The 24,569-nt window shown below is 58.6% G+C and carries 23 protein-coding genes; 13 read left to right on the top strand and 10 right to left on the bottom strand.

Translation table 11 applies throughout. The annotated features are described in order from the left end of the window. Positions 1–91 precede the first annotated feature (91 nt). Positions 92–973 (top strand): NAD(P)-dependent oxidoreductase, encoded by an 882-nt coding sequence (locus ACLB1Z_RS11935; RefSeq protein WP_409560052.1) that lies wholly within the window; start codon positions 92–94, stop codon positions 971–973. Positions 974–984: 11 nt separating this feature from the next. Here the strand turns inward: ACLB1Z_RS11935 and ACLB1Z_RS11940 are convergent, their stop codons facing one another. The 3 genes from ACLB1Z_RS11940 to ACLB1Z_RS11950 form a co-directional block, all read right to left on the bottom strand. Continuing rightward, positions 985–1,485 carry an Lrp/AsnC family transcriptional regulator gene (locus tag ACLB1Z_RS11940; RefSeq protein ID WP_409560053.1) on the bottom strand — a complete coding sequence of 167 codons (501 nt, stop codon included), beginning with the start codon at positions 1,483–1,485 and terminating at the stop codon, positions 985–987. Positions 1,486–1,611: 126 nt separating this feature from the next. After that, the gene (locus ACLB1Z_RS11945) at positions 1,612–2,223 is read right to left on the bottom strand and encodes a glutathione S-transferase (protein WP_409560054.1); all 612 of its coding nucleotides are present in this window, start codon (positions 2,221–2,223) and stop codon (positions 1,612–1,614) included. Positions 2,224–2,226: 3 nt separating this feature from the next. Next, positions 2,227–2,790 carry a thermonuclease family protein gene (locus tag ACLB1Z_RS11950; protein ID WP_409560055.1) on the bottom strand — a complete coding sequence of 188 codons (564 nt, stop codon included), beginning with the start codon at positions 2,788–2,790 and terminating at the stop codon, positions 2,227–2,229. Positions 2,791–2,941: 151 nt separating this feature from the next. Here ACLB1Z_RS11950 and ACLB1Z_RS11955 point away from each other — a divergent pair, with 151 nt between their 5' ends. The 4 genes from ACLB1Z_RS11955 to ACLB1Z_RS11970 all read left to right on the top strand — a co-directional run bounded on the left by ACLB1Z_RS11955 (position 2,942) and on the right by ACLB1Z_RS11970 (position 7,550). Further along, positions 2,942–4,588: a sensor histidine kinase gene (locus tag ACLB1Z_RS11955; protein WP_409560056.1), complete on the top strand. Its 1,647-nt coding sequence runs from the start codon at positions 2,942–2,944 to the stop codon at positions 4,586–4,588. 31 nt (positions 4,589–4,619) lie between these two features. Next, entirely contained in the window at positions 4,620–5,318 is a 699-nt protein-coding gene (locus ACLB1Z_RS11960; RefSeq protein WP_409560057.1) for a TIGR02281 family clan AA aspartic protease, read from the top strand. 48 nt (positions 5,319–5,366) lie between these two features. Then, positions 5,367–5,936, top strand: coding sequence for a TIGR02281 family clan AA aspartic protease (locus ACLB1Z_RS11965; RefSeq protein WP_409560058.1), 570 nt, complete (start codon positions 5,367–5,369; stop codon positions 5,934–5,936). 108 nt (positions 5,937–6,044) lie between these two features. Next, complete coding sequence (locus ACLB1Z_RS11970; RefSeq protein ID WP_409560059.1) at positions 6,045–7,550, top strand: phosphomannomutase/phosphoglucomutase; 1,506 nt, start codon at positions 6,045–6,047, stop codon at positions 7,548–7,550. An 86-nt stretch (positions 7,551–7,636) separates the two neighbouring features. On the opposite strand, the gene ACLB1Z_RS11975 is transcribed toward ACLB1Z_RS11970, so the two are convergent. Both ACLB1Z_RS11975 and dusA read right to left on the bottom strand, forming a co-directional pair. Next, positions 7,637–8,464 (bottom strand): sulfite exporter TauE/SafE family protein, encoded by an 828-nt coding sequence (locus ACLB1Z_RS11975; RefSeq protein WP_409560060.1) that lies wholly within the window; start codon positions 8,462–8,464, stop codon positions 7,637–7,639. A gap of 9 nt (positions 8,465–8,473) precedes the next feature. Then, on the bottom strand, positions 8,474–9,439 hold the full coding sequence (gene dusA / locus ACLB1Z_RS11980; RefSeq protein ID WP_409563270.1) for a tRNA dihydrouridine(20/20a) synthase DusA: 966 nt from the start codon (positions 9,437–9,439) through the stop codon (positions 8,474–8,476). Between the two features lie 707 nt (positions 9,440–10,146). Here dusA and ACLB1Z_RS11985 point away from each other — a divergent pair. From ACLB1Z_RS11985 to ACLB1Z_RS12005, 5 genes are all read left to right on the top strand, one after another. Beyond that, on the top strand, positions 10,147–10,959 hold the full coding sequence (locus ACLB1Z_RS11985) for a MotA/TolQ/ExbB proton channel family protein (RefSeq protein ID WP_409560061.1): 813 nt from the start codon (positions 10,147–10,149) through the stop codon (positions 10,957–10,959). 28 nt (positions 10,960–10,987) lie between these two features. Next, positions 10,988–12,706: a hypothetical protein gene (locus ACLB1Z_RS11990; protein ID WP_409560062.1), complete on the top strand. Its 1,719-nt coding sequence runs from the start codon at positions 10,988–10,990 to the stop codon at positions 12,704–12,706. A 931-nt stretch (positions 12,707–13,637) separates the two neighbouring features. Beyond that, positions 13,638–14,081 carry a tetratricopeptide repeat protein gene (locus ACLB1Z_RS11995; RefSeq protein WP_409560063.1) on the top strand — a complete coding sequence of 148 codons (444 nt, stop codon included), beginning with the start codon at positions 13,638–13,640 and terminating at the stop codon, positions 14,079–14,081. Positions 14,082–14,135: 54 nt separating this feature from the next. Continuing rightward, complete coding sequence (locus ACLB1Z_RS12000; protein WP_409560064.1) at positions 14,136–14,687, top strand: hypothetical protein; 552 nt, start codon at positions 14,136–14,138, stop codon at positions 14,685–14,687. 66 nt (positions 14,688–14,753) lie between these two features. Continuing rightward, entirely contained in the window at positions 14,754–15,296 is a 543-nt protein-coding gene (locus ACLB1Z_RS12005; protein ID WP_409560065.1) for an NADAR family protein, read from the top strand. 168 nt (positions 15,297–15,464) lie between these two features. On the opposite strand, the gene ACLB1Z_RS12010 is transcribed toward ACLB1Z_RS12005, so the two are convergent. The 4 genes from ACLB1Z_RS12010 to ACLB1Z_RS12025 all read right to left on the bottom strand — a co-directional run bounded on the left by ACLB1Z_RS12010 (position 15,465) and on the right by ACLB1Z_RS12025 (position 20,301). After that, the gene (locus ACLB1Z_RS12010; protein WP_409560066.1) at positions 15,465–16,145 is read right to left on the bottom strand and encodes a type 1 glutamine amidotransferase; all 681 of its coding nucleotides are present in this window, start codon (positions 16,143–16,145) and stop codon (positions 15,465–15,467) included. A 41-nt stretch (positions 16,146–16,186) separates the two neighbouring features. Continuing rightward, a complete protein-coding gene (locus ACLB1Z_RS12015) occupies positions 16,187–17,125 on the bottom strand; it encodes a carbon-nitrogen hydrolase family protein (protein WP_409560067.1) in 939 nt (312 codons plus the stop codon). A 42-nt stretch (positions 17,126–17,167) separates the two neighbouring features. Further along, positions 17,168–18,619 (bottom strand): glutamine synthetase family protein, encoded by a 1,452-nt coding sequence (locus tag ACLB1Z_RS12020; protein WP_409560068.1) that lies wholly within the window; start codon positions 18,617–18,619, stop codon positions 17,168–17,170. Positions 18,620–18,699: 80 nt separating this feature from the next. Beyond that, the gene (locus ACLB1Z_RS12025; protein WP_409560069.1) at positions 18,700–20,301 is read right to left on the bottom strand and encodes an APC family permease; all 1,602 of its coding nucleotides are present in this window, start codon (positions 20,299–20,301) and stop codon (positions 18,700–18,702) included. 300 nt (positions 20,302–20,601) lie between these two features. Here ACLB1Z_RS12025 and ACLB1Z_RS12030 point away from each other — a divergent pair, with 300 nt between their 5' ends. Continuing rightward, positions 20,602–21,471, top strand: coding sequence for a MurR/RpiR family transcriptional regulator (locus tag ACLB1Z_RS12030; RefSeq protein ID WP_409560070.1), 870 nt, complete (start codon positions 20,602–20,604; stop codon positions 21,469–21,471). Positions 21,472–21,927: 456 nt separating this feature from the next. After that, positions 21,928–22,764 (top strand): LssY C-terminal domain-containing protein, encoded by an 837-nt coding sequence (locus tag ACLB1Z_RS12035; RefSeq protein WP_409560071.1) that lies wholly within the window; start codon positions 21,928–21,930, stop codon positions 22,762–22,764. Between the two features lie 70 nt (positions 22,765–22,834). Here ACLB1Z_RS12035 and ACLB1Z_RS12040 read toward each other — a convergent pair whose 3' ends face one another. Continuing rightward, the gene (locus tag ACLB1Z_RS12040; protein ID WP_409560072.1) at positions 22,835–23,533 is read right to left on the bottom strand and encodes a hypothetical protein; all 699 of its coding nucleotides are present in this window, start codon (positions 23,531–23,533) and stop codon (positions 22,835–22,837) included. Between the two features lie 318 nt (positions 23,534–23,851). Between ACLB1Z_RS12040 and ACLB1Z_RS12045 the strand changes: the two genes are divergently transcribed. Continuing rightward, positions 23,852–24,550, top strand: coding sequence for an SDR family NAD(P)-dependent oxidoreductase (locus ACLB1Z_RS12045; protein WP_409560073.1), 699 nt, complete (start codon positions 23,852–23,854; stop codon positions 24,548–24,550). Positions 24,551–24,569: the final 19 nt, after the last annotated feature.

Below are 24,569 nucleotides of genomic sequence, written 5' to 3' on the forward strand. Positions count from 1 at the left end.
GGACAATGGCAGTTGATCCCGGCGTTGCTTTTTGTCATCAGCCGCCGTGGTCGGGTGAGACGCACGGCGACGTGGAACAGGAACGGACAATATGGCGAAGGTGGCTTGGCTCGGTCTCGGCGTCATGGGCTATCCCATGGCGGGGCATCTGAAGACGCGCGGCGGCCATGATGTCGTCGTCTACAATCGGACTGCCGCCAAAGCCCAGAAATGGCAGCAGCAGTTCGGCGGCACAGTCGCTGCGACACCAGCCGAAGCCGCGCGTGGCTGCGAGGTGGTGTTTGCGTGCGTCGGCAATGACGACGACCTGCGCAGCGTCACGACCGGCCCAGACGGCGCTTTTCAGTCCATGAGCGCGGGCACGATTTTCGTCGATCACACGACGGCGTCGGCCAAGGTCGCGCGGGAGCTTTCAGCAGCGGCGGCGTCCGGCGGTTGCGCATTTCTCGACTGTCCGGTTTCAGGCGGCCAGGCGGGTGCAGAGAAAGGCGTGCTGACCGTCATGGCTGGCGGCGACAAAACCGCATTCGAGAAGGCTGAGCCGCTGATCACCTGTTTCGCGCGCGCGGTCCGGCTCATGGGACCTTCCGGATCAGGGCAGCTTGCCAAGATGTGCAACCAGATCGCGATCGCAGGACTCGTCCAGGGGCTGGCGGAATCGATCCATTTCGCCGAGTGCGCCGGGCTGGATGTGACGGCGCTGATCGAGACGATCTCTAAGGGCGCGGCGCAATCGTGGCAGATGGACAACCGTTGGAAGACCATGCACGAGCGCAAATTCGACTTCGGTTTCGCCGTAGACTGGATGCGTAAGGATCTCGCCATCTGTTTCGATGAAGCAGAATCGAACGGCGCCGATCTGGCGGTGGCGAAAATCGTCGACGGTTTCTATGCGGACGTTCAGGCCCACGGCGGGAGCCGCTGGGATACATCGAGTCTGATCGCGCGCCTCAAACCCAAAACGTCGGACTGACGGCTAGGCTCTTACGCTTCGGCGCGCTCACTCTTTCCCGAACGCTCGGTGATCGCGAACTGCAGCGGAAGGGCTGTCGTGTATTTGATCTGCTCCATCGCGAAGGCCGACGACACCTTGGCGATATCGACGCGCGAGATCAGCTTTTTGTAGAAGGCATCGTAGGCCGCGATGTCGGGCACCGCGACGCGAAGCAGATAGTCGATCTCGCCGGACATGCGATAGAACTCGACGACCTCGGGAAATTCCGCGACGGCAGAGTGAAATTTTTCCAGCCAGTTGAGCGAGTGCTTGTCTGTCTTGATCGAGACGAACACCATGACGCCGGCGTTCACCTGTTGCGCATCGAGAATGGCGACCCGGCGCTGGATGACGCCCGACTCTTCGAGCTTCTGCACACGCCGCCAGCAGGGCGTCGTAGAGAGGCCGACTTCCTTGCCGATGTCAGCAACGGGGCGCGTGCAATCCTGCTGCAGAATGCGCAGGATTTTAACGTCCATTTCGTCGAGCATCGGCACCGCCCTGGCCAGGAGAACAACATTTTACGCTTTCGCGTCGCCTTTTGAGATTATTATTCTGTATATGCCGTGTGTCAACGTGGTGATTGGTAATATTTTCCACATATCGACCGATGAGCGTCAAGCTTTTGCGCTCGGCCGGGCTGAAACCTCTCCGTGCCAACGCGTGACGTTGGCAAACGCATCTGGTCTGCCGAGCCGGGCGGGCCGCATGAAATCGACGGCGACGAGCGCCGTGATATCGGCGATCGTATAATCGTCTCCGGCGATAAAGCGGCTGTCGGCAAGGCGGCCATCAAGGCGACCAAGTTCGAATGCGACTTTCTCTTTATTGGCCTCCCCCCACTCCGCGACCTGGGGCACTTCGAGATGGGCCATTTTCGGATGAAGGTGGCGGAAAACGCTGAACACAGCGCTCGACAAACCTAGCTCGACGCGCCGGTTCCACATCTCGACTTCTGCCTTGCCGATGGCACCCACGCCGAACAGCGGCGGCTCAGGCTTTATCTCCTCGAAATAACGGCAGATTGCGACGGTCTCAGAAATCGTCCGCCCGTCATCGAAAACCAGAACCGGAACGCGATGCCAGGGATTGAGCTTAGCAAAGTCGCCGCTTTTGAGGTCTTCGGTCATCATATCGCGCTCCTCGCGTGGAACAACGATGCCCTTCTCGGCGAGGAATATATTTACGCGTCTCGGGCTCGGAGCGGCGTGTGTCTCGATGATGTGCATGGTTCACCTGTCATCCCCGGAGGCGTGCTCGCGACGCCAATCGCGCGGCTCTTCAAAAGCTCCGACCCAAAGTCCTCTGCGCTCGGCACGCGCGACGGCCTGCTCGTCCCAGTACGCGCCATAGGCGACCGCCATGCCGGAGGCGATCATTTGTGCATTGAGATCGCGACCGCCGGCCGTGCAGCGACCCAGCATTCGGCCGTAGACGTCGCGTTCTTCGATGGCGCAGGTGACGTCATCATCGCCAATGGCACGGACCAGTTCGTCCCGCGCCGCCGCCCCGCAATCCCAGCGCGTGCCGTTTTTCTCGCAGCCTTGCCGCCATTCTGGTGCGTCTATGCCTTTGAGGCGCACCTCTTCTTTGCCGACCCATAGGCTGTCGCCGTCGATAGGATCTCCATAGCCGGTGACCGTTGGCGGAAAGGGATCGGCCGGGTCGGCACGGTGCCACCGCGTGTTCCAGTTGCGGTGGCCGTTGACGATGACTGCGGCAAACAAAGTTAAAACCAGCGCAAGCTTAACAAAGGATGCCCAGTTTCGCCGTCTCCAGCGTCGCCAACGCCCCATTTGCGGCTTCCTTCGCTCTGGTTGTGTAGCCTCCTTTTTCGACAGGCGAAGGAGACCTTTAAGGCTTGCTTTAACGAATTGCCGCCAATTTACGAACTGCGCCCGGCATGAGCACGCGCAAATTCATGGAATGGGAATAACGGCTCGCGGGATGGACGACAACGTTCAGAGTGTCGAAGCAACGGCTGTCGACGCAGCGCCCTCTATGCGGCAGACCCAATCTCGGAATGACCTCAGGTCTTTCCGGGAAAAGCTCACGCATGGCACCGTCAATAAGCCGGAATTCGAATACGAACTGCTTACGATGTTTGCGCGCAACGAGACCAGCGCGCCCTTCGCCATGCCGGCGTTGTGCTTCATCTTCTACATCACGTCGATGTTCTGGGCGTCCTTCACGGAGGCGACGACCTGGATCGCGATCGTGTCGATCTCGCGCGTCTATATGCTCGATCAGTGCCGGCGGCTGCTCTCCATTCCGCGCACCGAGGTGAATGTCGGACAGTGGCGCCGTCATTTCGTCCGCATCGAACTCGTCAACGGCTTTGCGCTCGCGGCGTTCGCGCTGATCGGCATGTCGATCCATGGCGGCGGCGGGCACCATCTTATGTCGCCCGCGACGTTCTCATCGCATGTGTTTATTTTCGCGACGCTGATGGTCGTGCTGGCGATCCGTATGACGTTTGCATCAACGCTACCACAACTCTTTCTCGCAGGCACCGTGCCGATGACGGTTGCGGTTGCGGCGCGTCTCTTCTCCCTCGGCGATCCGTTCTATTTTGCCCTCGGTTCGATGGCGATCGGCATCCACGTCTTTTTCGTCTATCTGGCGCGCGGGCTGCACTCGACGGCGCTGGCGATGGTCGAATACCGGGCGGAAAAGGACGGCTTGATCTCGGAACTCGAAGAAGCCACCGCCATCTCGGACGAAGCCCGGCGCCGCGCCGAAGCCGCGAACAAGGCGAAGTCCCGCTTCCTTGCCACGATGAGCCACGAGCTTCGCACGCCGCTGAATGCCATCATGGGCTTTTCGGAAGTCATGGAGCGCGAACTGCTCGGCCCCATCGGCAACGACGTCTATCGGGATTACGCTCACAACATCTACAAGAGCGGCGACCACTTGCTCTGCATCATCAACGAAATTCTCGACCTCTCGCGGATCGAGGCCGGGCGCTACGATCTAAGCGAAGAACCGATCCGCCTGACCGATATTGCCGAGGATTGTCAGCGACTGGTGAAGATCAAGGCCGATTCAAAAGCGCTGATGATCGTCGAAGATTTCACCCCGGACGTATCTCAGGTGTGGGCCGACCCGCGCGCGATGCGCCAGATTTGCCTCAATCTGCTGTCGAACGCGCTGAAGTTTACGCCGAAGGGCGGCCGCATCACGCTGATCGTCGGAAATACCCAGGATGGGGGCCAGTTCCTGACGGTCGCCGACACCGGACCCGGCATTCCGAAGAACGAGATCCCGCGCGTCCTGCAGGCATTCGGCCAGGGCTCGCTTGCGCACGAAACCGCCGAAGGCGGCACCGGCCTCGGGCTTTCCATCGTGCAGAACCTGATCCATCTGCATGGCGGCACGTTCGACTTGCAGTCAGAGTTGCGCAAGGGCACCGAAGTGACCGTAACGATACCGCCTCAGCGCGTTCTCAATCCGCTATCGCCGCTGCAGTCAGTGGGACAGGAACGTCACCGCGATACCGGCGCGCCGCGGCAGCCGCGGCAACCGCGGATGCGTCCATCGTCTTCATCGTTCGGTTCCGATGCACCGATGCGGGTGGCCGGAGAGGCGCGCTAATCACCATCTTCTCACTCAACAAGGCCGGGGCATGCTGATCTTTCTGCTTTTCGTCGTGGTCGTCGGGCTCGCCGGAGTGCTGGGCGCGTCGATGCTTGGCGGCTTCAATTTCGATGCGATTCCGAACCTCCCAGTTGCAGCGTCCGTCATCGGCATTCTGCTGGCGCTCTACATCGCCACGCTTCTGAGCCATCGCGGCGAACGGCGGCTCGCCGTCTGGCCGACGCTGGCGGCTTGCATCGCGGGTGGGGTGCTCGTCATGGGTGCTTTCAACAAGGACGTGGCGTTCTCGCTTGCCGATGTCATGACCTTTGCGCGACACGCAAACGACAGCGCGTTACCGACGCCGCGGGATGCTTCGGCGTCCGTCCTGCTTCGTCGTGCAGACGACGGCGGCTTTCTGGCCAATTCGGAGATCAACGGCGCGGCGCTGACGGCACGCATCGATACCGGCGCGGCGACCGTCATCCTCAAGCAATCGGATGCCGAAAAGGCCGGCATCGATATCGGCACCCTCGCCTACGATACCCCGCTCAGGACCGCCAACGGCACGAGCTATCTGGCGCCGGTGCGTCTCAAATCCGTCCGCATCGGGCCGCTCGTCATGAATGATGTCGAGGGCCTGGTGGCGAAGGCTGGAACTCTTAACGAAACCCTTCTCGGTTCCAGTTTTTTAAGACGTCTCGGGTCATATCAAGTGGCAGGCAATTTCGCGACGCTTCGGCAATAGCTGGGCCCGAAGTCAAGGGTTCGCGGCGCTGTTGAAAGGGCAATGGAAATGTCGTCGGCCACGGCCAGTCTTTTCGCGTCCTTCGCCATCGCGGCTGTTGGCGCGGTTGGACTTGCCTATACCCTGACACATCCTGGCGTCGTCGCCGGTATCATGGACCGGCTACATCCGGCACCTATGGTTGCCGATCAGACAGATACGGCACCCTCCCCCGCTTTGGATGTACCAGTCGTTGCCTCGCATGCTTCCAACTCGGTGACGCTGCCTGCTGGTCAATATGGCCACTTTCTGACGGAGGCCGAAATCAACGGCCGGGAAATCGACGTGATGGTGGATACGGGCGCGTCTCTCGTTGCATTGACCTATGACGATGCCGCCAGAGCCGGAATTTTCGTAAAACCGTCGGATTTCACACATACGGCTCAAACAGCGAACGGCATTGCACGTGTCGCGCCAGTCACGATTTCACGCATCGAAATCGGCGATATCACTGTGCGAAACGTCAAAGGCGTGGTGTCGGAACGAGGTGCTTCCGAACGCACGCTTCTGGGCATGTCGTTTTTGGGGCGGCTGTCGCGCGTCGAGATGCGCGGTGACAAACTCGAGCTTGAAGAGTGACTATTCCACTATTCCGCCCAGAACATTGCTGATAGAGCGGCCGTCGGAACCACGCGCATGCCAAAGCGCGTTAAGGTCCCCGAATGAACCACGTTCGAGGAGAACCTCATGCTACCGAAGCCACGCGCTGACCTGAAGCCCAACACCGCCGACTTCGAGCGCCTTCCGCTCGTCAAGCCGACCGGCTTCCGCGAATACGACGCGCGCTGGCTCTACCCGCAGGAAATCAACCTGATGGGCCTCAATGCCGTCGGGCTCGGCATGGCGACGCTGTTTGCACGCCGCGGCGTGCCGAAGCGCATCGTCGTCGGTCACGACTACCGCTCGTACTCGGCAGCGGTGAAGCAGGCGCTGATGACGGGGCTGCTCGCCGGCGGATGCGAGGTGCATGACATCGGCCTCGCGCTGTCGCCGATGGCCTACTTCGCGCAGTTCGAACTCGACGTCGAAGGCGTCGCAATGGTGACGGCAAGCCATAACGATAATGGCTGGACCGGCATCAAGATGGGATTGTCGCGGCCCCTGACGTTCGGACCCGACGATATGTCCGAATTGAAGTCGATCGTTCTCAACGGTGAGTTCGAAGCCAAGACCGGCGGGCGCTATATCTTCGTTTCCGATCTTGCCGAGCGCTATATCAAGGCGCTGACCAATCGTCCGAAGCTGAAGCGCCGCTTGAAGGTCGTCGCGGCTTGCGGCAACGGCACTGCGGGCGCCTTTGCCCCGCAAGTGCTGGAAGCGATCGGCTGCGAAGTCGTCCCGCTCAACACCGATCTCGACTACACCTTCCCGAACCACAATCCGAACCCCGAAGACATGAAGATGCTTCATGCGGTCTCTGCAAAGGTTCTCGAAACCGGCGCGGATGTCGGCTTGGCCTTCGACGGCGACGGCGACCGTTGCGGTGTTGTTGCCAACGACGGCCATGAAATCTTTGCGGACAAGGTCGGCGTGATGCTGGCGCGCGATATTTCGGCGATCCACAAGAAGGCAAAGTTTGTTGTCGACGTAAAGTCGACGGGCCTGTTCACGACCGATCCCGTGCTGATCGCTAACGGGGCGACGACGAGCTATTGGAAGACCGGCCACAGCTACATCAAGCGCTATAATTTCGAACACAAGACGCTGGTCGGGTTCGAAAAGTCGGGCCACTTCTTCTTCAATGAGCCGCTTGGCCGCGGCTACGACGATGGCCTCGTTTCAGCGATTGCCGTTTGCGACATGCTCGATCGCAGTCCTGGAAAAACGGTTGCCGATCTGCGCGACGCGCTTCCCAAAACCTACGGCTCGCCGACGATGTCGCCGCATTGCGACGACGAGAAAAAGTACGGCGTCGTTGATCGGATCACCGAGCACTATACGAAACAGAAAGAGAGCGGAGGCACGATTGCAGGCCAGGAGATCCGCGATCTCATCACCGTCAACGGCGTGCGCGTGATGCTGGAAGACGGGACGTGGGGCCTTGTCCGCGCATCATCGAATAAGCCGGAGTTGGTCGTTGTGGTCGAAAGCCCGACGTCGGAAGCTAACATGAAGGCGATCTTCAAGGACATCGACCAGCAGCTTTCGCGCTTTCCCGAAGTCGGCGAATACAATCAGAAGATAGCTGTTTAAGCGTAGCGCGCCCCGGCCGCCGGTGCGTGCATTCGCCATACATTTGCGCTGGCGGCCGGCTTCCCGCAGGGAGTCGCCAGCGCCAATTAAAAAAGCGTCCAGAGGAAACGCGAGACGACGGTCGTCAGGAAGACTGCGAACGCGAGTTCCAGTGCGCGCTTCGAGATGCCGTGCGCGAGCCTCACGCCATAGGGCGCGGCAAAGACTGCGAGCGGCGCGATCAGCAGCGCGCCGAGGCTGACGTAGCCGAGCGAAAGCGGTGGCAATCCCTGCTCGCCCCAGCCCGAGATGATGTAGCCGGCGATTCCCGGAACCGCGATCACAGTACCGATGCCAGTTGCGGTTCCAACGGCTCTCAGTAACGGCATGCCATGCAGCGTGAACAGCGGCACCGTGAACGTCGCGCCGCCGATGCCCATCAGCGTCGATACCAAGCCAATCAGGAAGGCAGCGATTTCCAGCCACGGGCGACGTGGGAGCGTGTCGGCGATCTTCCAGTCGTCGCGGCCGAGATACATTTTGACGGCCAGCGCTGAGCCGAAAACCACCCATATCCAGCGCAAAACTTCGCTGCTGGCGTAGTACGCGACGACGATACCAACGCTGACCCCGAAAAAAATCCATGGCCCCATGCGCTTGACGATGCCGGTATCGACTGTACCTCTCGCCCGATATTCGGCAAACGAGCGAAATACGGTCGGCGCGATGACGCCGAGCGTCGTGCCGAGCGTGATGTGCATGCGGATGTCTTCGGAAACGCCTGCCGCGCCGAAGACTTCATAGAGGACCGGGACGAGAACGCCACCGCCGCCGATGCCGAGAAGGCCCGACAAAAATCCGGCGAGCAGCCCCGCACCGGCAAGCAGCGCCAGCAATTCAATCAGATGATGTGTCGGGACTGTTGAGAATGCCATGCGGTCGGTTCAGGCTGCATCGGGACGGTCTTGCCGTCCGAAGCCGTGCTCTGCGAGCGCGATCGCCTCGCTCAGCACCTCTGCGGTGGCGGAAGCGCTGGTTGCGCTCTCGCTCAACAGGCGGCGGAACGCGCGGCCACGCGGCTGACCGTGATAGATACCCAAAATGTGACGCGTGACGTTCGATAACCGGCCGCCCTTGGCGACGTGACGTTCGACATAGGGAAGCAGATCTGTCAATGCCTCGCCTCGCGTCGGCGGTGCGGATGCGTCGGCGAAGATGGACCGATCGACATCCGCAAGAATATACGGGTTTTGATAAGCGGCGCGGCCGAGCATGACGCCATCGACGTGTTCGAGATGCGTCTCAGCATCGGCGATGGTTTCGATGCCGCCGTTGATGATAATGGTGAGATCAGGCCGTCGCACCTTCAGCCGATACACGCGCTGATAATCGAGCGGGGGCACCTCGCGATTTTCCTTCGGCGAGAGGCCTTTCAACCAAGCCTTGCGAGCATGGACAACAAACGAGGTGCAACCGGTATCAGCGACAACGTCGATGAAGCGCGTCAGATCGGCCTCGGCATCTTGATCGTCGATGCCGATGCGGCACTTGACGGTGACGGGGACAGGCTGGCTTTCGCGCATGGCGGAGACGCACGCGGCGACAAGCTCTGGCTCTGCCATCAGGCACGCACCGAAGCGACCTTCCTGAACGCGATCCGAAGGGCAGCCGACGTTGAGGTTGATCTCGTCGTATCCAAGCTCCGCACCGATCCGCGCGGCGGTCGCAAGCTTCGCCGGGTCGGAGCCGCCAAGTTGCAGAGCGATCGGGTGTTCCTCGGCGGAAAATCCGAGCAATCGTTCGCGGTCGCCGTGAATGACGGCATCAGCGGTGACCATCTCGGTGTAAAGCAGCGCACGCTTCGTCAGACGGCGGTGGAAGACGCGGCAATGCCGGTCAGTCCAATCCATCATGGGGGCCACGCAGAATCTGTGACTTATGCACTTCATATTGCTATATTTTTACGTCTAATTCCGCCCAATGTTTTATTGGAGACACCCGAAATTCACAAGGGCGGTCGGCTATCTAAATTCTGGAAGCAGTTGCAGAAATCGTATTCGGACCGACCAGCGGCAGTGTTCACGATTTGCTGAGACCATGCTTCAGATGTCGATCTTCGGCGATCTCGATATCCTCATCGACTTGGATGCTTAGCTAACGCTCGGAGCGTTCGATCTGGTGCCCCCAGCAGCAGCTTCACAGCACGAAGGTTTCCTGGTCGGAAAAAATCAGGTCCGGCTTCGTTCGGCGCAAAGAATGTGTACTTCGCGAGGCTCGCAGCCCTCTAGGCGCCCCTGGTATTGGCGCATAGTGCAGAGGGCTGAACATCTCTAAACGAGATTTGGACGTTTCGTTAGCTGATACGCGAAGGGCCATTATGGGCGATTCAGGAATAGTACTCGAGCATCAGCCGAACTCGCCCATCTATCATCACACCTATTAGCAGAATGCGCCCGGCGGATGCACGTCAGCGGAGCGATTACTCTTGCTCCATTGAAACCGCGTGGGTAGAGCCGGTTGACAACGGACTTCCGACACAGCTCAACTAAAAGACGCTCTGAAAACGGATTTTATGACGTTGCCTCTTTAGTCTCTCCAACAACTGAGACCAGATCGCATGCAAACAGAGACGCCGGTCCTCTCGAAGAGCTCGACCTTCGCGCGCGGCAGAAACGGCCGCTTGAATTCAGCGATGGTCTACGCAACGGCACTGCTGATGGCCGTGCTGATCATCGGAATTTTGAGCTTTGCGCTGCCTTATAACTCGGTCGCGGCGGCGTTGGTGCTCGATCATCACAAGGGCAGCATCTTTCCCTACCCCTTCACCATTCAAAACATGACGTATCTCATCTTCGCCGCCGGTCTCGCCGACCTCTACATCCGCTGGCGGTCCGCCAGCGCCGAGAGTGCGTTCCTGAGCTGCGGTTTCTTGCCCGAAGACGATTCATCCGTGTTGCAGGTCAGCGACCTCGGCCCGATCCGCCGCAAGGTGTCGAAACTCTACGACGGCGACAACGGCTTCCTTCCCTACCTGATAGACATCACGACAACGCAACTGCAGGCCAGCCACTCGGTCGACCAGGCGGTTTCGATCATGCAGAGCAGCCTCGACTTACTCACGCATCGCGTCGACCTGCGCTATCAGAATGTCCGCTATATCGCTTGGTTGATCCCGACTATCGGCTTCATCGGCACGATTGTCGGCATCGCGGTCGCGCTGGAGTTCATCGACCCGAGAAAGATCGATATCGGCCGTGTGACCGGCGGCCTTGCAGTCTCGTTTTACACGACGCTCGTCGCACTCCTCGTCAGCACGGTATTGGTGTTCTTTCAGCACGCGGTGCAGAAGATGGAAGAAAGCGCGCTGAACGATGCCGCACAATACTGTCTGAAGAATCTCATCAACCGTATTTACGTACCGCGCACATGATGAGGCGAGGGAGGACGGGGCAGGCGCGATGAGACGGATACGGCGCGACACGGCAGGTGGCAGCGAGATCGCCATGATGGCGGTGATCACCAAAGCCATGGGCGCGTTCCTCGTGCTCATGATTGTGCTGATGCCCTATTATACTAGCGACCCGGTGGCCCAGCGCACGGCAGACGAAGCCACGGAGCAGGTGGACCACGCCAAACAGAAACTTCAGGAGGCTCAAGACAAGCTGAAGAAGGGTCGGCTCACCGATGAGGAGATCGACGCACTTCTGGATGAGCTTGATGAGGCGACGCGGCAGCTCGAAGAGGCTCTGCTCAACATCCACCAATTGAAGATCCAGGTCGATCAGCTCACGTCGCAGGTGAAGCGACTTGAAGAGCTGTTGGTTGCTCAGGAAAAAGAGATCACCGCTTTGAAGGTGGAGGTCGCCAAGCTGCTCGCCGAGATCGAGCTGCTGAAGCGCAACCAGAAACCCGAGGCCGTCTACTGGAACATCGTGCGTCTCGACTGGAGAGGATGCACGTCGCCTTCACTCAATCTCTACATTACTAGCAACTTGCCACGTAAGAACGGGTCTGTGAATCCGCCGCCCGACCGTACCGCGCAAAAACCATTCTTCGAGACCGATAAGGTGCAAACGGAGGTAACAAACCGGACCAGCGCTGGCCCCTCAGGACAACCAACCTCCGGGACCATCACTTACATGATCAATGAGCTCAACGTCGACGAGCTGCTAACGGTGTATGTGAAGTTGCTGAACCCTCTCCCCGGCGGCGATATGGTCTGCGACCTCACGGCCTCCTGGTCGGCCCGTCTCGACGGCGATACGAAGCCCTCGACCTTTGTCAGCGGCAAGGTTTCAGACCGTGAACCCTACGCATTGCTCGTCCGCCTTAAGAGTGGCGAACGTGGTTCGCTCGCACCTGTCGACGTATCCGCTGCCGAGCTTGAGGATTTCCAAAAAACGATTGCGGCATCCCATTGCGAGAAGATGACGTGTGGCCTTGACGATCCGGGCGCCAAGGATGCTTTCGCGCAAGCGATCGTTGATCGGTTTTCAGGCGCCGTGACCTCGACGATCGTCGCCGCGAGAGATGTAAGGACATCCGGGACCGATTTCGCTTCACCCGGCAATACGATGCTCAAAGACTTGGGCCAGAAATACGCAGACAAACAGATATCATTCTCCGACATCTCGAAATGGATCAGGCTGCTGTCTGCAAGCATTTCTCCTGGGACCCGTACTGCAACAGCCGATGAGCGTGCGTCTTATATCGACAGTCTGCGCGCCGCTGCCGCCCCCGACGGCGTGATCGATTTCGCTCAGTTTCTGACGATCTCAGCCCATTTCGACGCGACCGCCGCCCGCCGCGCGCTGGAAAAGGCCGGCATTAAACTCGCTAACCGGCCAGAAGATGAGAAGGCGGCCCAACTTCTCCTGGACGAAGCGAAAGCCGGTGGCTGCGACCCCGCATCGGCGCTTCAGGTCAGCCGTCTCGTTGCCGAACGACGCATGCCCGTAGACGCCGCGAAGGCGCTGATCAAACTTCTGATTGATCACCAATCCAGCACCCCGCGTGATTTCTTTGAAACGAACCCCGTCCCTAGCGCAATCGTCCAGGAGCAGCTTCTGCAAACGATCCGCCCAAACAATCCGCTGTTCCAAATGCTTGATCCGTCCGGTGGTCGAGTTCCCCCGGATCTGTCGTTGCCACTCGTTTCACAGATCAAACGGCAGTAGCGGCAACAATTTACGTCAAAGCTGACACGCCGGGCAACAAATTCGCCAGGGAAAATACGGATCTCTAGGTCGCCAGGGTCTCCGCTCGAAGACGTTGTAAAATCTGGCTAGATCTGCTGTGCTGCAGTTTTTGCTGCTGCAATATTGGATGGGCGTAGCCAGTTTTTCTTTGGAATTAAAAATGAGCACACGGCTCGTTCGCTGCGTCGAAGGCCATATCTACGACGCCGATGCCCACAGTCAGTGCCCATCCTGCGCGTCGGCAGCAGATGCGGCGCCCGCATCCACACAGCTAGCTGCCGGTGCCTACGTGGCGGCGAGTTCGCTGCCGGCGGGTCGGAAGTTGCGCCTACTGATCTTCAGCACCGGAATCGTTGCCGCCTTAGCGTCGGCTTGGGCAGCGGGCCTCTTGCCTGACCCTTTTCCGCCCGCGCCAGACCCGGAACCGCAGGTCAAGCCGGTCCAGAACGAGAAGGCGCCGGCAACGCCTGAACCGCCGTCTCCTCCTCCATCCAAGCCCGCCCCGGAGCCGTTGCCCACTCCGACGCCGACCCCTGCAGTACCAACGTCTACTCCGGAGCCGGCACCCAATCCAACTCAAACTCAAACTCCGGCGGCACCGCCGCCTACTCCGGAGCCGTCAGCCAAACCGGAGCCAGAGCCCGCGCCAGCCGCGCCGACGCCCTCCCCCGCACCGAGCCCGCAACCAACTCCTTCAAATTCGTCCCCTAGCTCTTCTGAACTCCAGAGCACGTACGATCAGGGCGAGGCCCTTTTCTACAAGGGTGAGTATCGTGCAGCTCTCCCGGTCTTCGACAAGCTTGTCGAAATGTCTCAATCCGCCGACAATAAATCGAAGGCCTTAGCCTATTACATGCGCGCGAGGACAAGCGTGCAAATCGCAAACGAGGAAGGAGACACGTGCAAGGCGATGCTTCCGCGACCTCCGTCTTGCTCCACGGCGACAAAGTACGAACCGGCATCAAAGGACCTTGCTCAATCCTTGGAGCTTGATCCCGATCAAGCGGATGCGAACTTTCTGACCGGGTTTATCGCCGAAAAGACGGGAGACAAGCGCAAAGCTATTGACTTCTACACTTATGCGCTGCGTGCGAACCGCGATTATGGCCCAGCCTATAACAATCGCGGGACGATCTATTTCGATCTTCGCCAGCTCGACCTCGCAATGGCCGACTATAACGAAGCAATCCGCGTTGATCCGCAGAATGCTTGGACCTGGGCGAACCGGGGGGTACTTTTCACCTATTTCCGTAACAGGAAGCAAGCGATTTCCGATCTAAACCGAGCCTTGGACATCGACCCGAATTTTGCATATGCCCGCGATAATCTACGCAGATTGGGAGTGCGCCGCTGACGGATAAACTGCGCCGCTTGCTGTGCAATGCTAGAAAACTTGAAAGGTCGAGCCGTGCGTATTCCCTTTATGGCAATAGCTAGCGTCCTCTTCCTCAGCACACCACAGGCCGCGGCAGAAGAAGATTATCCGGCGGACGGCAAGATCGGCGTCAAGTACGGCCCTTGGGCTATCAGGCCAGAGAACGGATGCAGCGTCGCACGCAATATCGTCGATGCCGACAACTGGACATATTACTCGTTCTGGGTCGAGCCGCTGGTTGTCGAGGTAATGGCCCGCGGCGGCCATATGGTCGGCGGAACGCTAGCCGTTGAGGGCGGAGTGACGAAAAAGTTCATCTGCTACGCCGCCGGCGAGCGTTGCACTGTGGACCGAACTGACCTGAACACCGGTCTGCGCACGGGCTCGTTCGCCGTTCTGGAACTCGACCTCACCGAAGGCAGGAAGGCCGGGCCCTTCAACATCCCGCTCGATGATCTGTCCGCGCTCCTCTTCCTGGGGTGCGGCAACCAAGGTTACAATGCCCTAGCCCTTCCCAAGCCACCGCCACCCGACCGCAAATATCTAAACCCTGAGCCCGAGGTCAACCCGCAGCCGAGGCCATAGCGAGGCGCGCGGACATCGACCTGGTGCACCATATGACTATCTAAATTTTTGAGATGACTGGTAGCTATGATTGGAGATGGACCAAGCGTCATTGTTCCACTCGACAATTGCATCCTCTACTTCGGCCGCGATCGTGAGCGGTTCCGCTTTCTCTCGCATTTCCATTCAAGCCCCATTGTGATTGACGGCGAAGCCTGGCCCACGGTGGAGCATTATTATCAGGCGCAGAAGTCGGCCAATCCGCAATACAAGGCGGCTATCCGCGCAGCCGTTCATCCCGGATTGGCCAAACGCCTTGCGGCACCGCCTACTTCGCCTCGCCGGGTTTCGCAGAGCTCATGGTTCCGCAAGCACGGCGAGCAACCCCGCGCCGACTGGCATGAGGTGAAACTCGACATTATGCGTCGTGCCGACTACGCCAAGTTTGTGCAGAACGGGGGTTTGGGGATCCTATTACTCGCGACGGGGAACGCCGAATTGGTTGAAGACTGCCCAAGCGAGCCGTTCTGGGGCATCGGCCCTGACGGCACTGGTCTCAACTGGGCCGGGCGCGTTCTGATGGAAGTGCGCGACGGCCTGCGCGTTGGACCATCGTCGACACCTTCATAACTGGTTCGGACACAATAGGGAATTATTGGATTCAAAAACTGCGGATAACATTCCGTATCCGGATCAATCGGTGGCGGTGCCGGCCGCTTCAAAAAGTGATATCTACCTTTTGGGGAGAAAACCGGACATCAAGGCGGCGGTGGACCTGCAGCAGCGATATGGGCCGCTTCATGCCAAGCTCCGACCCACAATCTTCCCAAAAATATTATCGAATAGCTCGAATGCCCGTTTTTCGATTTCGTAGGCGTGGTCGTCCGCGTAGTTCAACGCCTTCGCGAGAGATATCTGGTCCTCTTCGGGCATAGAACGCCGATAGGCGCCCCAGTCTTTGAGAACCGCGTTTGAAACTTCGGGATGAAATTGGACGCCCACGGCATTGCCATATTCGAACGCTTGCACGGTCTCGTTATCTCTCGCTAGAATTTTTATCTCGCCCGGCAACGTAATGAAATCTCCATGCCAACGAAGCCAGGGCCCCTGCCACACCGGCGTGCTGGCAAAGGCATTTTCCATCCAGCCACGGTATCTATGTCCAATCGGTTTGACCGTGCCACCCAAGGCGGTCGCGAGGAGTTGCGCGCCAAAGCAGATCCCAACGACCGGAATAGCGTTGTCAACGAGACGCTTCATCAAAGCGCGCTCGCGCGCAATCCATTGAATATGGGTTTCATAGACGCCGCGGCGAGATCCGAGAAAGACGACGACATCGTCCACGATATCGGCGAGGTCAGTCGTCACAATATCTTTGGGCGACAGCGTGCGCCGACACGTCCAACCTTTCGATGCTATGAATTTTTCAACGAGACCGGCGCGGCCATACGCGCTGTTTTGAATGACGGTAACCCTCATCTTCGACCGGCAGCCTAATTAAAATGCAAGATTTCTAGCGATCAACGCCGCAGCTTCGCGGCGTCGAAACGCTCGCTGCGAATGTGGAGGTCGAAAATATCCGGGCGATAGTAGTGTCCAGTCACGTCGAAAAGCTGTCGGTTCTCGTAGACTTCTTTCACGTCGATGGTGTGCGAAATCAATCCTTCGACGCCAGGAGATGGAGGTATGACAACCGTACCGTCCGGTGCCACAAGTGAAGAGCCGCCGTTGAAAATCACGTCGTGACCATCCGCGATAAGTTGCGATTTGAATGGAAAATCATCGGGAATATCGCTCATGGAGAGTAGTCCGTGGACGCTCAGCGACCAGACGCGGCCTTCGCGCGCTGTAGCAGAAACGATGCCTTCGGCGACAACCGCGTTGCCGGGCCATAGACTGATATGCAGCTCCTCGCCGCCGCAGTACAGAGCGAAGCGCGCCATCGGCATCCAGTTTTCCCAGCAACAAAGCCCTCCGACCTGAACTCCTGAGATGCGGTGCGTGCGGAGTTCGTGGGCGTCTCCAGCGCCCCAGCACAAGCGCTCATCGTGAGTAGGCATGAGCTTGCGATGTACGCCCAACAGCCCTTGATTGCAGTCGACCTTCAACAACGCACAGTACAGCGTGCCTCGACCAATACCATTGCCGCGCTCGTTAAAACCGAGAAAGACGGACACGCGATAGTCGCGCGCCGCTTCCACGATTTCTTTCACCTCTTCGGAATCGGCTTCCATCGACTCATCGAGAAAGCGCGCATACGCTTCGCTCTGCTTCGGGTCGCCGAACGCGGCGGCATCCGTCCGACATAACCAAAACGGATATCCGCTGACGAACGCTTCAGGGAAGGCCAGCAGATCGATCTGTTCGGCAGCGGCGAGCTTTATTGTGTCGATGACTTTTGCGACGGTCGCGCGTTTGTCGAGCCAAACGGGCCTGATCTGAGCAGCGGCGATCTTCAAAGCATCCTCCTGATACCCTAAGCGTTGAATGATTAAGCCGCTCTAGTACATCTCGAAGTACTCTTTCTGCTCCCAGTCTGTAACCGCGGCCAGGAAGCGGGCGACTTCATACTCTTTAAGCATGATCATATAGTTCCAGAATTTTTCGCCGACTGCGTCCCTAATGACGGCGCTGTTGCGAAAGCCTTCCACAGCATCCATGAGGCTGCGTGGTAGAAGCGGCGCGTCGGCAAGATAAGCAGCAGCAGCCGGTTTGCCTGGATCCTTTTGCGTGTCGACACCATCGAGTCCGGCGATAAGCTGCGAGGCGATATAGAGGTAGGGGTTCGCCGTCGGCTCGCCGACGCGGTTTTCAACACGAGAGGCGGGGTCGTTTGGCCGTCCGATGACGCGGATCATCGCGCCTCGATTTTCCAGTGCCCAGCCTGCCTTGAACGGCGCGAAACCGTCAGGACGCTGACGTTTGTAGCCGTTGATCGTCGGCGTGGTCATGAGAGAGGTTGCCGCCGCATTTTGCAGCAAGCCGCCAACGTAATTCATGCCGTATGCTGAAAGCGGACCCTCTGTGCCTTCGGCCATGAACATATTGGTTTTGTCGGCGATGCGCCGGATGGACTGATGCATATGCCAACCGCTGGGAAAAACATTTGGCACCTGCGGATTTGCCATGAACGTCGCGTGATAGCCGTTGCGGCGGCAGATCTGCTTCACGGCCGAACGAAAGAGCAGAGCGTTGTCGGCAGCGTTCATGGCAGTCATCGGACTAAAAGTTATCTCGCATTGACCGGGCCCCCACTCGTCTTCGACGGTTGCGAGCGGTAGGCCGAGCGCTTCGAGATTGGACTGCAGCAAACGAAGAACCGGGTCGATTTCGTCTCCGCGATTTTCTGTCAGATACTGGTAGCCGTGGGAGATCATCGACACCTTCGGCGGCTCCGGCGGATAGCCGCTTTCTTCAGGCCGGAGGCTCGGGTCTTCGAGCTTGAAAACGTAAAATTCGAACTCAAGACCGACAACCATCTCAAGGCCTTTTTCCTCGAGACGCTCAAGCTGGCTGCGCAGAACTTGGCGCGTCGACAGAGGACACGGAGTACCGTTCGAAAGATAAGCGTCGCTTAGGATCCAGCCGGTGTCCGGCGCCCACGGCAGAACATGAAATGTCGACGGGTCAGGCACAAGCACACCGTCGGGAAGCCCGATCATCTCGGGAACGTTCAGTTTATTGGAATCGCCGAACGGCGCGACGATAGGATGGTTCGTCGTATCGAAGATCGCCGTGACGAGTTGAAAATCTTTGCCGCTTTTCAGGTTTGAGCGAAATTCCGCGGCCGTCACCGTCTTGCCGCGCACGATGCCGTGCTGGTCACCCCAGCCGATGCGAATGTATTTGATATTTTCGCGTTCGATCCGGGCGATCAGATCGGCGGCCATGAGCTTTTGCTCTTCGCTCCAGAGGCCGTGGTCTTCGATGAAATGAGGCTGCTTGGCCGACATCATGCTGTCCTTAGTTTGGAGTTCGAGATCGTTGCGTGCGGTGGCCGGCGCCGCGCGCCGGAACCACCAGTTGCGTAAGTTTATCGCTGTTTTGCCGCGTGTTCGGCAGAGGCGATCATCCCGTCGGGCAGGCCCTGATAGATGAGCCTGCCGATTTTTTCGAATTTTGTCGGATTGGTTGCTTTGATAAAGAACGCGCCGGCGAGGCCCACTGCGAAGATCGCAATGTCGAGCGGGATGATCCATTCCGCGAACGCAAAGCCGCCACCAAGGAACTCCATGTTCGTCGCGCAAAGATAGAGCGCAAACGCTTGCGAGAGAAACGCCAACGTCGGCGCGATAAACGTCGACCAACGGCCTGCCTCAGACGGGTGATTTTTCTTGAAGTAGACAATCACCGCAAGCGACACGATGGCCTGAGCGGCGAGCACGAGGATCGTCCCCATCAGCGCCATGAGGGAGAACAACCCGGCGTAGGCATCGGTCTTCGGGTCATCGGAACCGATGAAGACGGCGAATGCAGCGATGACGAGGATCGCAATCACCGATTGGACGACGGACGCGACATACGGCGTTTTATGAACGACGTGGGTCCGCGCTAATGCCTTCGGAAACACGCCCTCGCGACCCAACGCATAGAGATACCGGGCAGCAGTGTTATGAAAAGCCATGCCACAGGCGAACGAACTCGTCAGAACGAGATAGCTCATAATTGATGTCACCCACGGCCCGAGCAGCTTCGTGGCTGGATCGAAAAAGAACGTCGCAGAGTTGTTCTGCGCGGCGTCGATCAAAGAATGGAAGTCGGGATAGGATGAGACCACGGCCCAAGTGGTGATCGTGTAGAACACCCCTAGGCAGATAACGGACACGTAAAGCGAAATGGGCACGATCTTTTTCGGATTGACCGACTCTTCGGCATAGTTCGGAGCCATTTCGAAGCCGACCCAGGACCAGAAAGCGAAGAACAATCCGATACCAGCGGCGCCGCCCAGCAGTTTGCCGTCGGGTTCGAAACCTTGAAAGGCGCCGATGGGATTGAGCGCCGATAACGATACCGTCGCGCCGTGACCAGCATGCGCAAAGATGCCGAGGTCGAAGAACAGAAGAATGAGAACTTCTGCGACTAACGCAACGCCGAGGAGTGCAGCAGATAATTGAACCTCGAAATAGGTCAGCACCGAAATCAGAACCACCATGCCGACCGCGAGAGGCGCCCACGGCACATTGATACCGAAGAGTTCAGTGAGCTTAAGGTTCAAGAAGTACGCAAGGCCGCCGGCAAGCGCGGGTTCGAAGATCGCATATGCGGCGACGGCGCAGAATCCAAATGCCATGCCGAGTTCACGTCCGAGACCGTGACTGATGAAGGAATAGAATCCGCCGACTGCCGATACTTTCGAGGCCATTGCTGCGTAGCCGACGGAAAACAGCAGAAGGATCGCCGTCGCTACTAGGAATGCGGCGGGCGCGCCGTATCCGTTGCCGTTACCGACGACAATCGGGATATTCAAAAGGCTGGCCGTCATTGGGGCGGCTCCCGTCAGCGTCAGAAAGAGAACGCCGACGAGTCCAACAGCCTTTGGTTTCAAGAGATGAAGGTCTTCTTGTTTGGTAACGTCAAACGTCGACCGGTCGGCAACTTTCGCGGCGGCCGTGCTACCATCTACAGACGGATACATGCGCTTTCCCCTGCTTCAGCTTGGGGCGTCCCGTCGAGCCCCTTCCGTCAACGCCATTGCAAGCGATGTACCAAATAGAACAGATTATGCAATATGTGTGTTGTTTAGTTCCATAAATAACAGAGATATGTACCAATTTTTCCAAATTGGTTATCGACGTTAAGACCAGTTATGGGCGCGCGAATCTCTCTCAGGAGCCAGCGCGTGCAAGAAATTTCATCGATTTGGAGCGGGAATGCTGTACTATTTGGCACGGACCCGGCTTGGCTCAGAGGCAATGGACGACCTGGAGCGCTATTAATGACCGGCCTGCCTCACACCACTGTCGCGGAAATGATCCGCCGGCGGTTAGACCAACTGACGCCAACGGAGCGCAAAGCCGCTCTTATTCTGTTGGGCAACTATCCGGTTCCCGGGCTGCAGACGGTGGCGCAGTTCGCCAAGCAAGCAGATGTGAGCAATCCCACCGTTCTGCGCTTGATTGCTAAGCTCGGGTTCGGCGCGTACGCGGATTTTCAGCAACGTCTGCGCGACGAGTTGGAAGCGCGTCTCCGATCACCGCTGACAAAAGACATCCTCTCGGCCGACGCGCGAGATTTGGCGGAGGTTCCTCCATTTGCCAAGTACTGGGAATCCGTATCGAGCGCGATGGCCGCATCGATGCACCTGATACGGCCTTCGGAATTTGACGGTGCCATTGCCTTGCTCGCACAAGAAGCTCGACCGGTGACGATCCTGGGCGGTCGTCTCACATCAAGCCTTGCGCTGCAGGCGTATCTTCACTTGCGCGAATTGCGCTCGAACGTGACCATCATTGACAGCCAGACGGCGACCTGGGCGGAGCATCTCCTGGGAGTGACATCGTCGGACACATACCTGCTGTTTGACATTCGTCGCTACCAGGATGACGTCGTGCGCATGGGAAAGGAAGCGGCTGCTCGCGGAGCGAAGATTATCCTGTTCACGGATGAGTGGTTGTCGCCGTTATCTGCCGTCGCCGAGCACGTCTTCGCGTTGCGGATCGCGGTCAATTCCAATTGGGATTCTTTTGCTCCGATCTCGGTTCTGATCGAGGCGATGATCGCGCGCCTCAGCGCGCTGCGTTGGCCCGAGGTGAAGGCGCGCATGGAAGAGCTAGAGGCGATCCGCCGAAAGCTCGATGCCGGATAGCGCAGCCGTACATCGATCAATGGCGTCTCGGCATCCTTCTCTACTGTCGACCAGCCGATGTCCGCTAAGGATACGGACATGGCCGGGTACCGCTTTCAATCCGTCGGCGCGTTGAGCCTCTCCTACCGATTAGTCCGAAGGACCGCGTACATTTTCGTATGCGTACCTTCCGAGGATTAGTCCACGGGCGCCGCCTCATTGCACTGGAAATCTATGTGCTTGATATTGCATAAAAAACCTGGCAGTGCAGCAACGTCGAATGCGCGCCATCAAAACAATGGTCACGGCCTCCTTGTACCTGCTTTGCGCGCCGATTGGAGGGGGCATTTGTGTCGCCGTCGACGCTGGCGCCGATGCATAGCGCGATCAACCACCCGCGCAAACTTCCTTTGCAACGCCAATCCAAACACTCTTAATAACGTCGGGTTTGTGCGATCGACCGGGCTGTAGCAGCGCATGGTGAGACGAGCAATTCGGCTTTTGCAACGCGTGGCCATTCTTGGCCTCGGCGCTTTGAGCATCTGGCTGATCGTCGACGTCTTCAAGTTCGTCGATCACCGGTTGCCACCGATCCTGGCGCTGAGCGTGGCCTACGCAATTGGCGCCTATCTCATCCTTCCGAATGCGGTCAGAATGGGCCTTAAAATCCAACGGGCGCGACATGTACCGAGCTTCACAATCACGGGCGATGGTCTGCCGGGTGATCCGATCAATGTGGCCCTGGCCGGGACATTCCAACAGCTGCGCGATGCCTTCGCCGCCGCCGGTTGGGTTGAAGCTGATCGTCTGACGCTGGAAAGCTCGTGGCGCATGGCGAAGGCCTTCGTCCTCAACGAACCCTATCCGACGGCGCCGTTCAGCACGCTGTACCTATTCGGACGCGGACAGGATATCGGCTTTCAAAAGGCGATCGATAACAGTCCGCGCAAACGTCATCACATCCGCTTTTGGGCGCAAGGGCTCGACTATGCACAGGCGAACGCCAATACGCTCGACTTCTGGCTCAATACCGATCGTCCCGGCGAAGAGGAGCGCGTTCTTTGGATCGGCGCAGGCACACGCGACACGGGATTTTCCCTTACGCGTCTGACCTTCCAAATCACGCACGCGACCGACCCCGATACCGACATCGAACGCGAATTCATCGTCAGCGAATTGACCCGCTGCGGCGCCATCGCGGGTGCAAGGCTCTATCGCGCCGGCGATCAGGTGAAGACCGGACGCGTCAACCACTATGTGACGGACGGTGACGTCGCCATTGCGGAAATCGCGATTGCAGCAACGGCGGCCTAAAAACACGATTTAATCAGGTGACGAACGAACTTCGCTAGTCCTCTTACGTCCCAACCGATAGCCGGGACAACTATTCTGGTGGTGCGTCCCCGCCTTTCGCTGAGCGTCCCGTCGTCGAATAAAGAGGCAATGTGCCGACGTTGAATGCTCTGGCATCGTAATCGCGCAATTCCATAGCGAACGTCACCTCGGCTGGACCGCGATGGAAAAACTTGTCGAGCGGACCGAAATCGTTCACTTCGGCTTTGTCGAGAACCAAGCGGAATTTGTAGACGCCGAGATCGCGAATGAGCTGGTCCGGCTTCTCTTTCGCGCCATCGGTGAAGAAAAGGACGGTCTCAGTCTTGCTCGCCTTGCCCGGCAAGGGAATGGGCGCGAACGCATCGAATGCCAGCGAACGGGCTTTTTCCATGGACCAGCGGCCAAAATTGGCAGCGTAGAAATGCTTGGTTTCATTGGTTTTGGTGTTGGTTGCTTCCAACTCCATCGACATGACGGTTCCGGTCCGGCCGCCGTCGTTCAGGAGCGTGACGGGAACTTCGATGACTTCGAAGTTGCTGTTGTTGTACGGCGCGCTGAATTGAATGACCGGCGGCACGAAAATCTTGATATCCGGCGCTTTCAGCGAGCTGTCCCAAAGGCTGTAACCCGAGAATGCGAGTGCCAGCGCCGATATCGCTGCGGAAAATGACCGGCTGCTGATGCCGGAAGAATTTCCACTTTCCCGCTGCGAACCTTCACCCTCGATTTCATGCTGCTCTTTCGTCATTCCCTACGCTCCAACGCCTATGCGGGCGGCATAGCAATCAGCCTTGCCCTAGCGCGTCAAGAACTGAGCGCCGATGGCACGCAGCTTCCGGAAGCAGTGTGCTCGCGGCGAAACGCGGAGGGGCTTTTTTGCCTTCATTCATAAAGCTGGCATTGATATTTTTGAGCGCTTTGCCTGCGTCGCCGTTCTTTCTTGTCATCAAACCCTTGACACCACCGCACTCGCAACCGCGCTCTGGATGCACGATGTTTCGCGGTGTGGGACTGCTTCCGGGTGGGACCGATCTCAGCAATTGGAATTATCGAAAGGAAACAATCCATGTCCGACAAAAGACTTTCAGCGTTGATTGTCGGCGCGTCGCGCGGCCTGGGCCTCGCCCTCGCCGAGGAATATCTGCGACGCGGCTGGCACGTGGTTGCGACCGTGCGCGGCCAGACGAAAACAGCGCTTCACGATCTGCAAGCGAGACACGCCGGATCGCTCGAAATCGAAACGGTCGATATCGTGGCGCAAGATCAAGTTGCGGCGTTGCGTGATCGGCTGGCGGGGAGAACGTTCGACCTGCTGTTCGTCAACGCGGGTGTTGCTAACGATCCGGATGAAACGATCGGCAATGTTTCGACGGACGAGTTTATTCGCGTGATGGTCACCAACGCCCTCAGCCCGATGCGTGTGATCGAGGCACTCGATGGGCTCGTCTCGCCGTCCGGCACCATCGGCGTCATGTCGTCGGGCCTCGGCAGCGTGGCCGATAACGAGCACGGCGGCTGGGAGGTGTATCGCGGCAGCAAGGCGGCGCTCAATACATTCATGCGCAGCTACGCGGCCAGGCAACGGGGCAGCCGCCGCTCTCTCGTTATCATTGCGCCGGGCTGGGTCCGCACCGACATGGGCGGCCCACACGCGACGCTCGGTATCGAGGAAAGCATTCCGCGCGTCGTCGACACGATATCGGCTCAGTCGGGAACGCCGGGCCTGAAATATCTCGACTATATGGGCCGCACCGTGCGGTGGTGACGCGCGAGGCCTCGTTCAG

It is taken from the genome of Hyphomicrobium sp. MC8b, from assembly GCF_905067615.1.
Classification (GTDB): domain Bacteria; phylum Pseudomonadota; class Alphaproteobacteria; order Rhizobiales; family Hyphomicrobiaceae; genus Hyphomicrobium_B.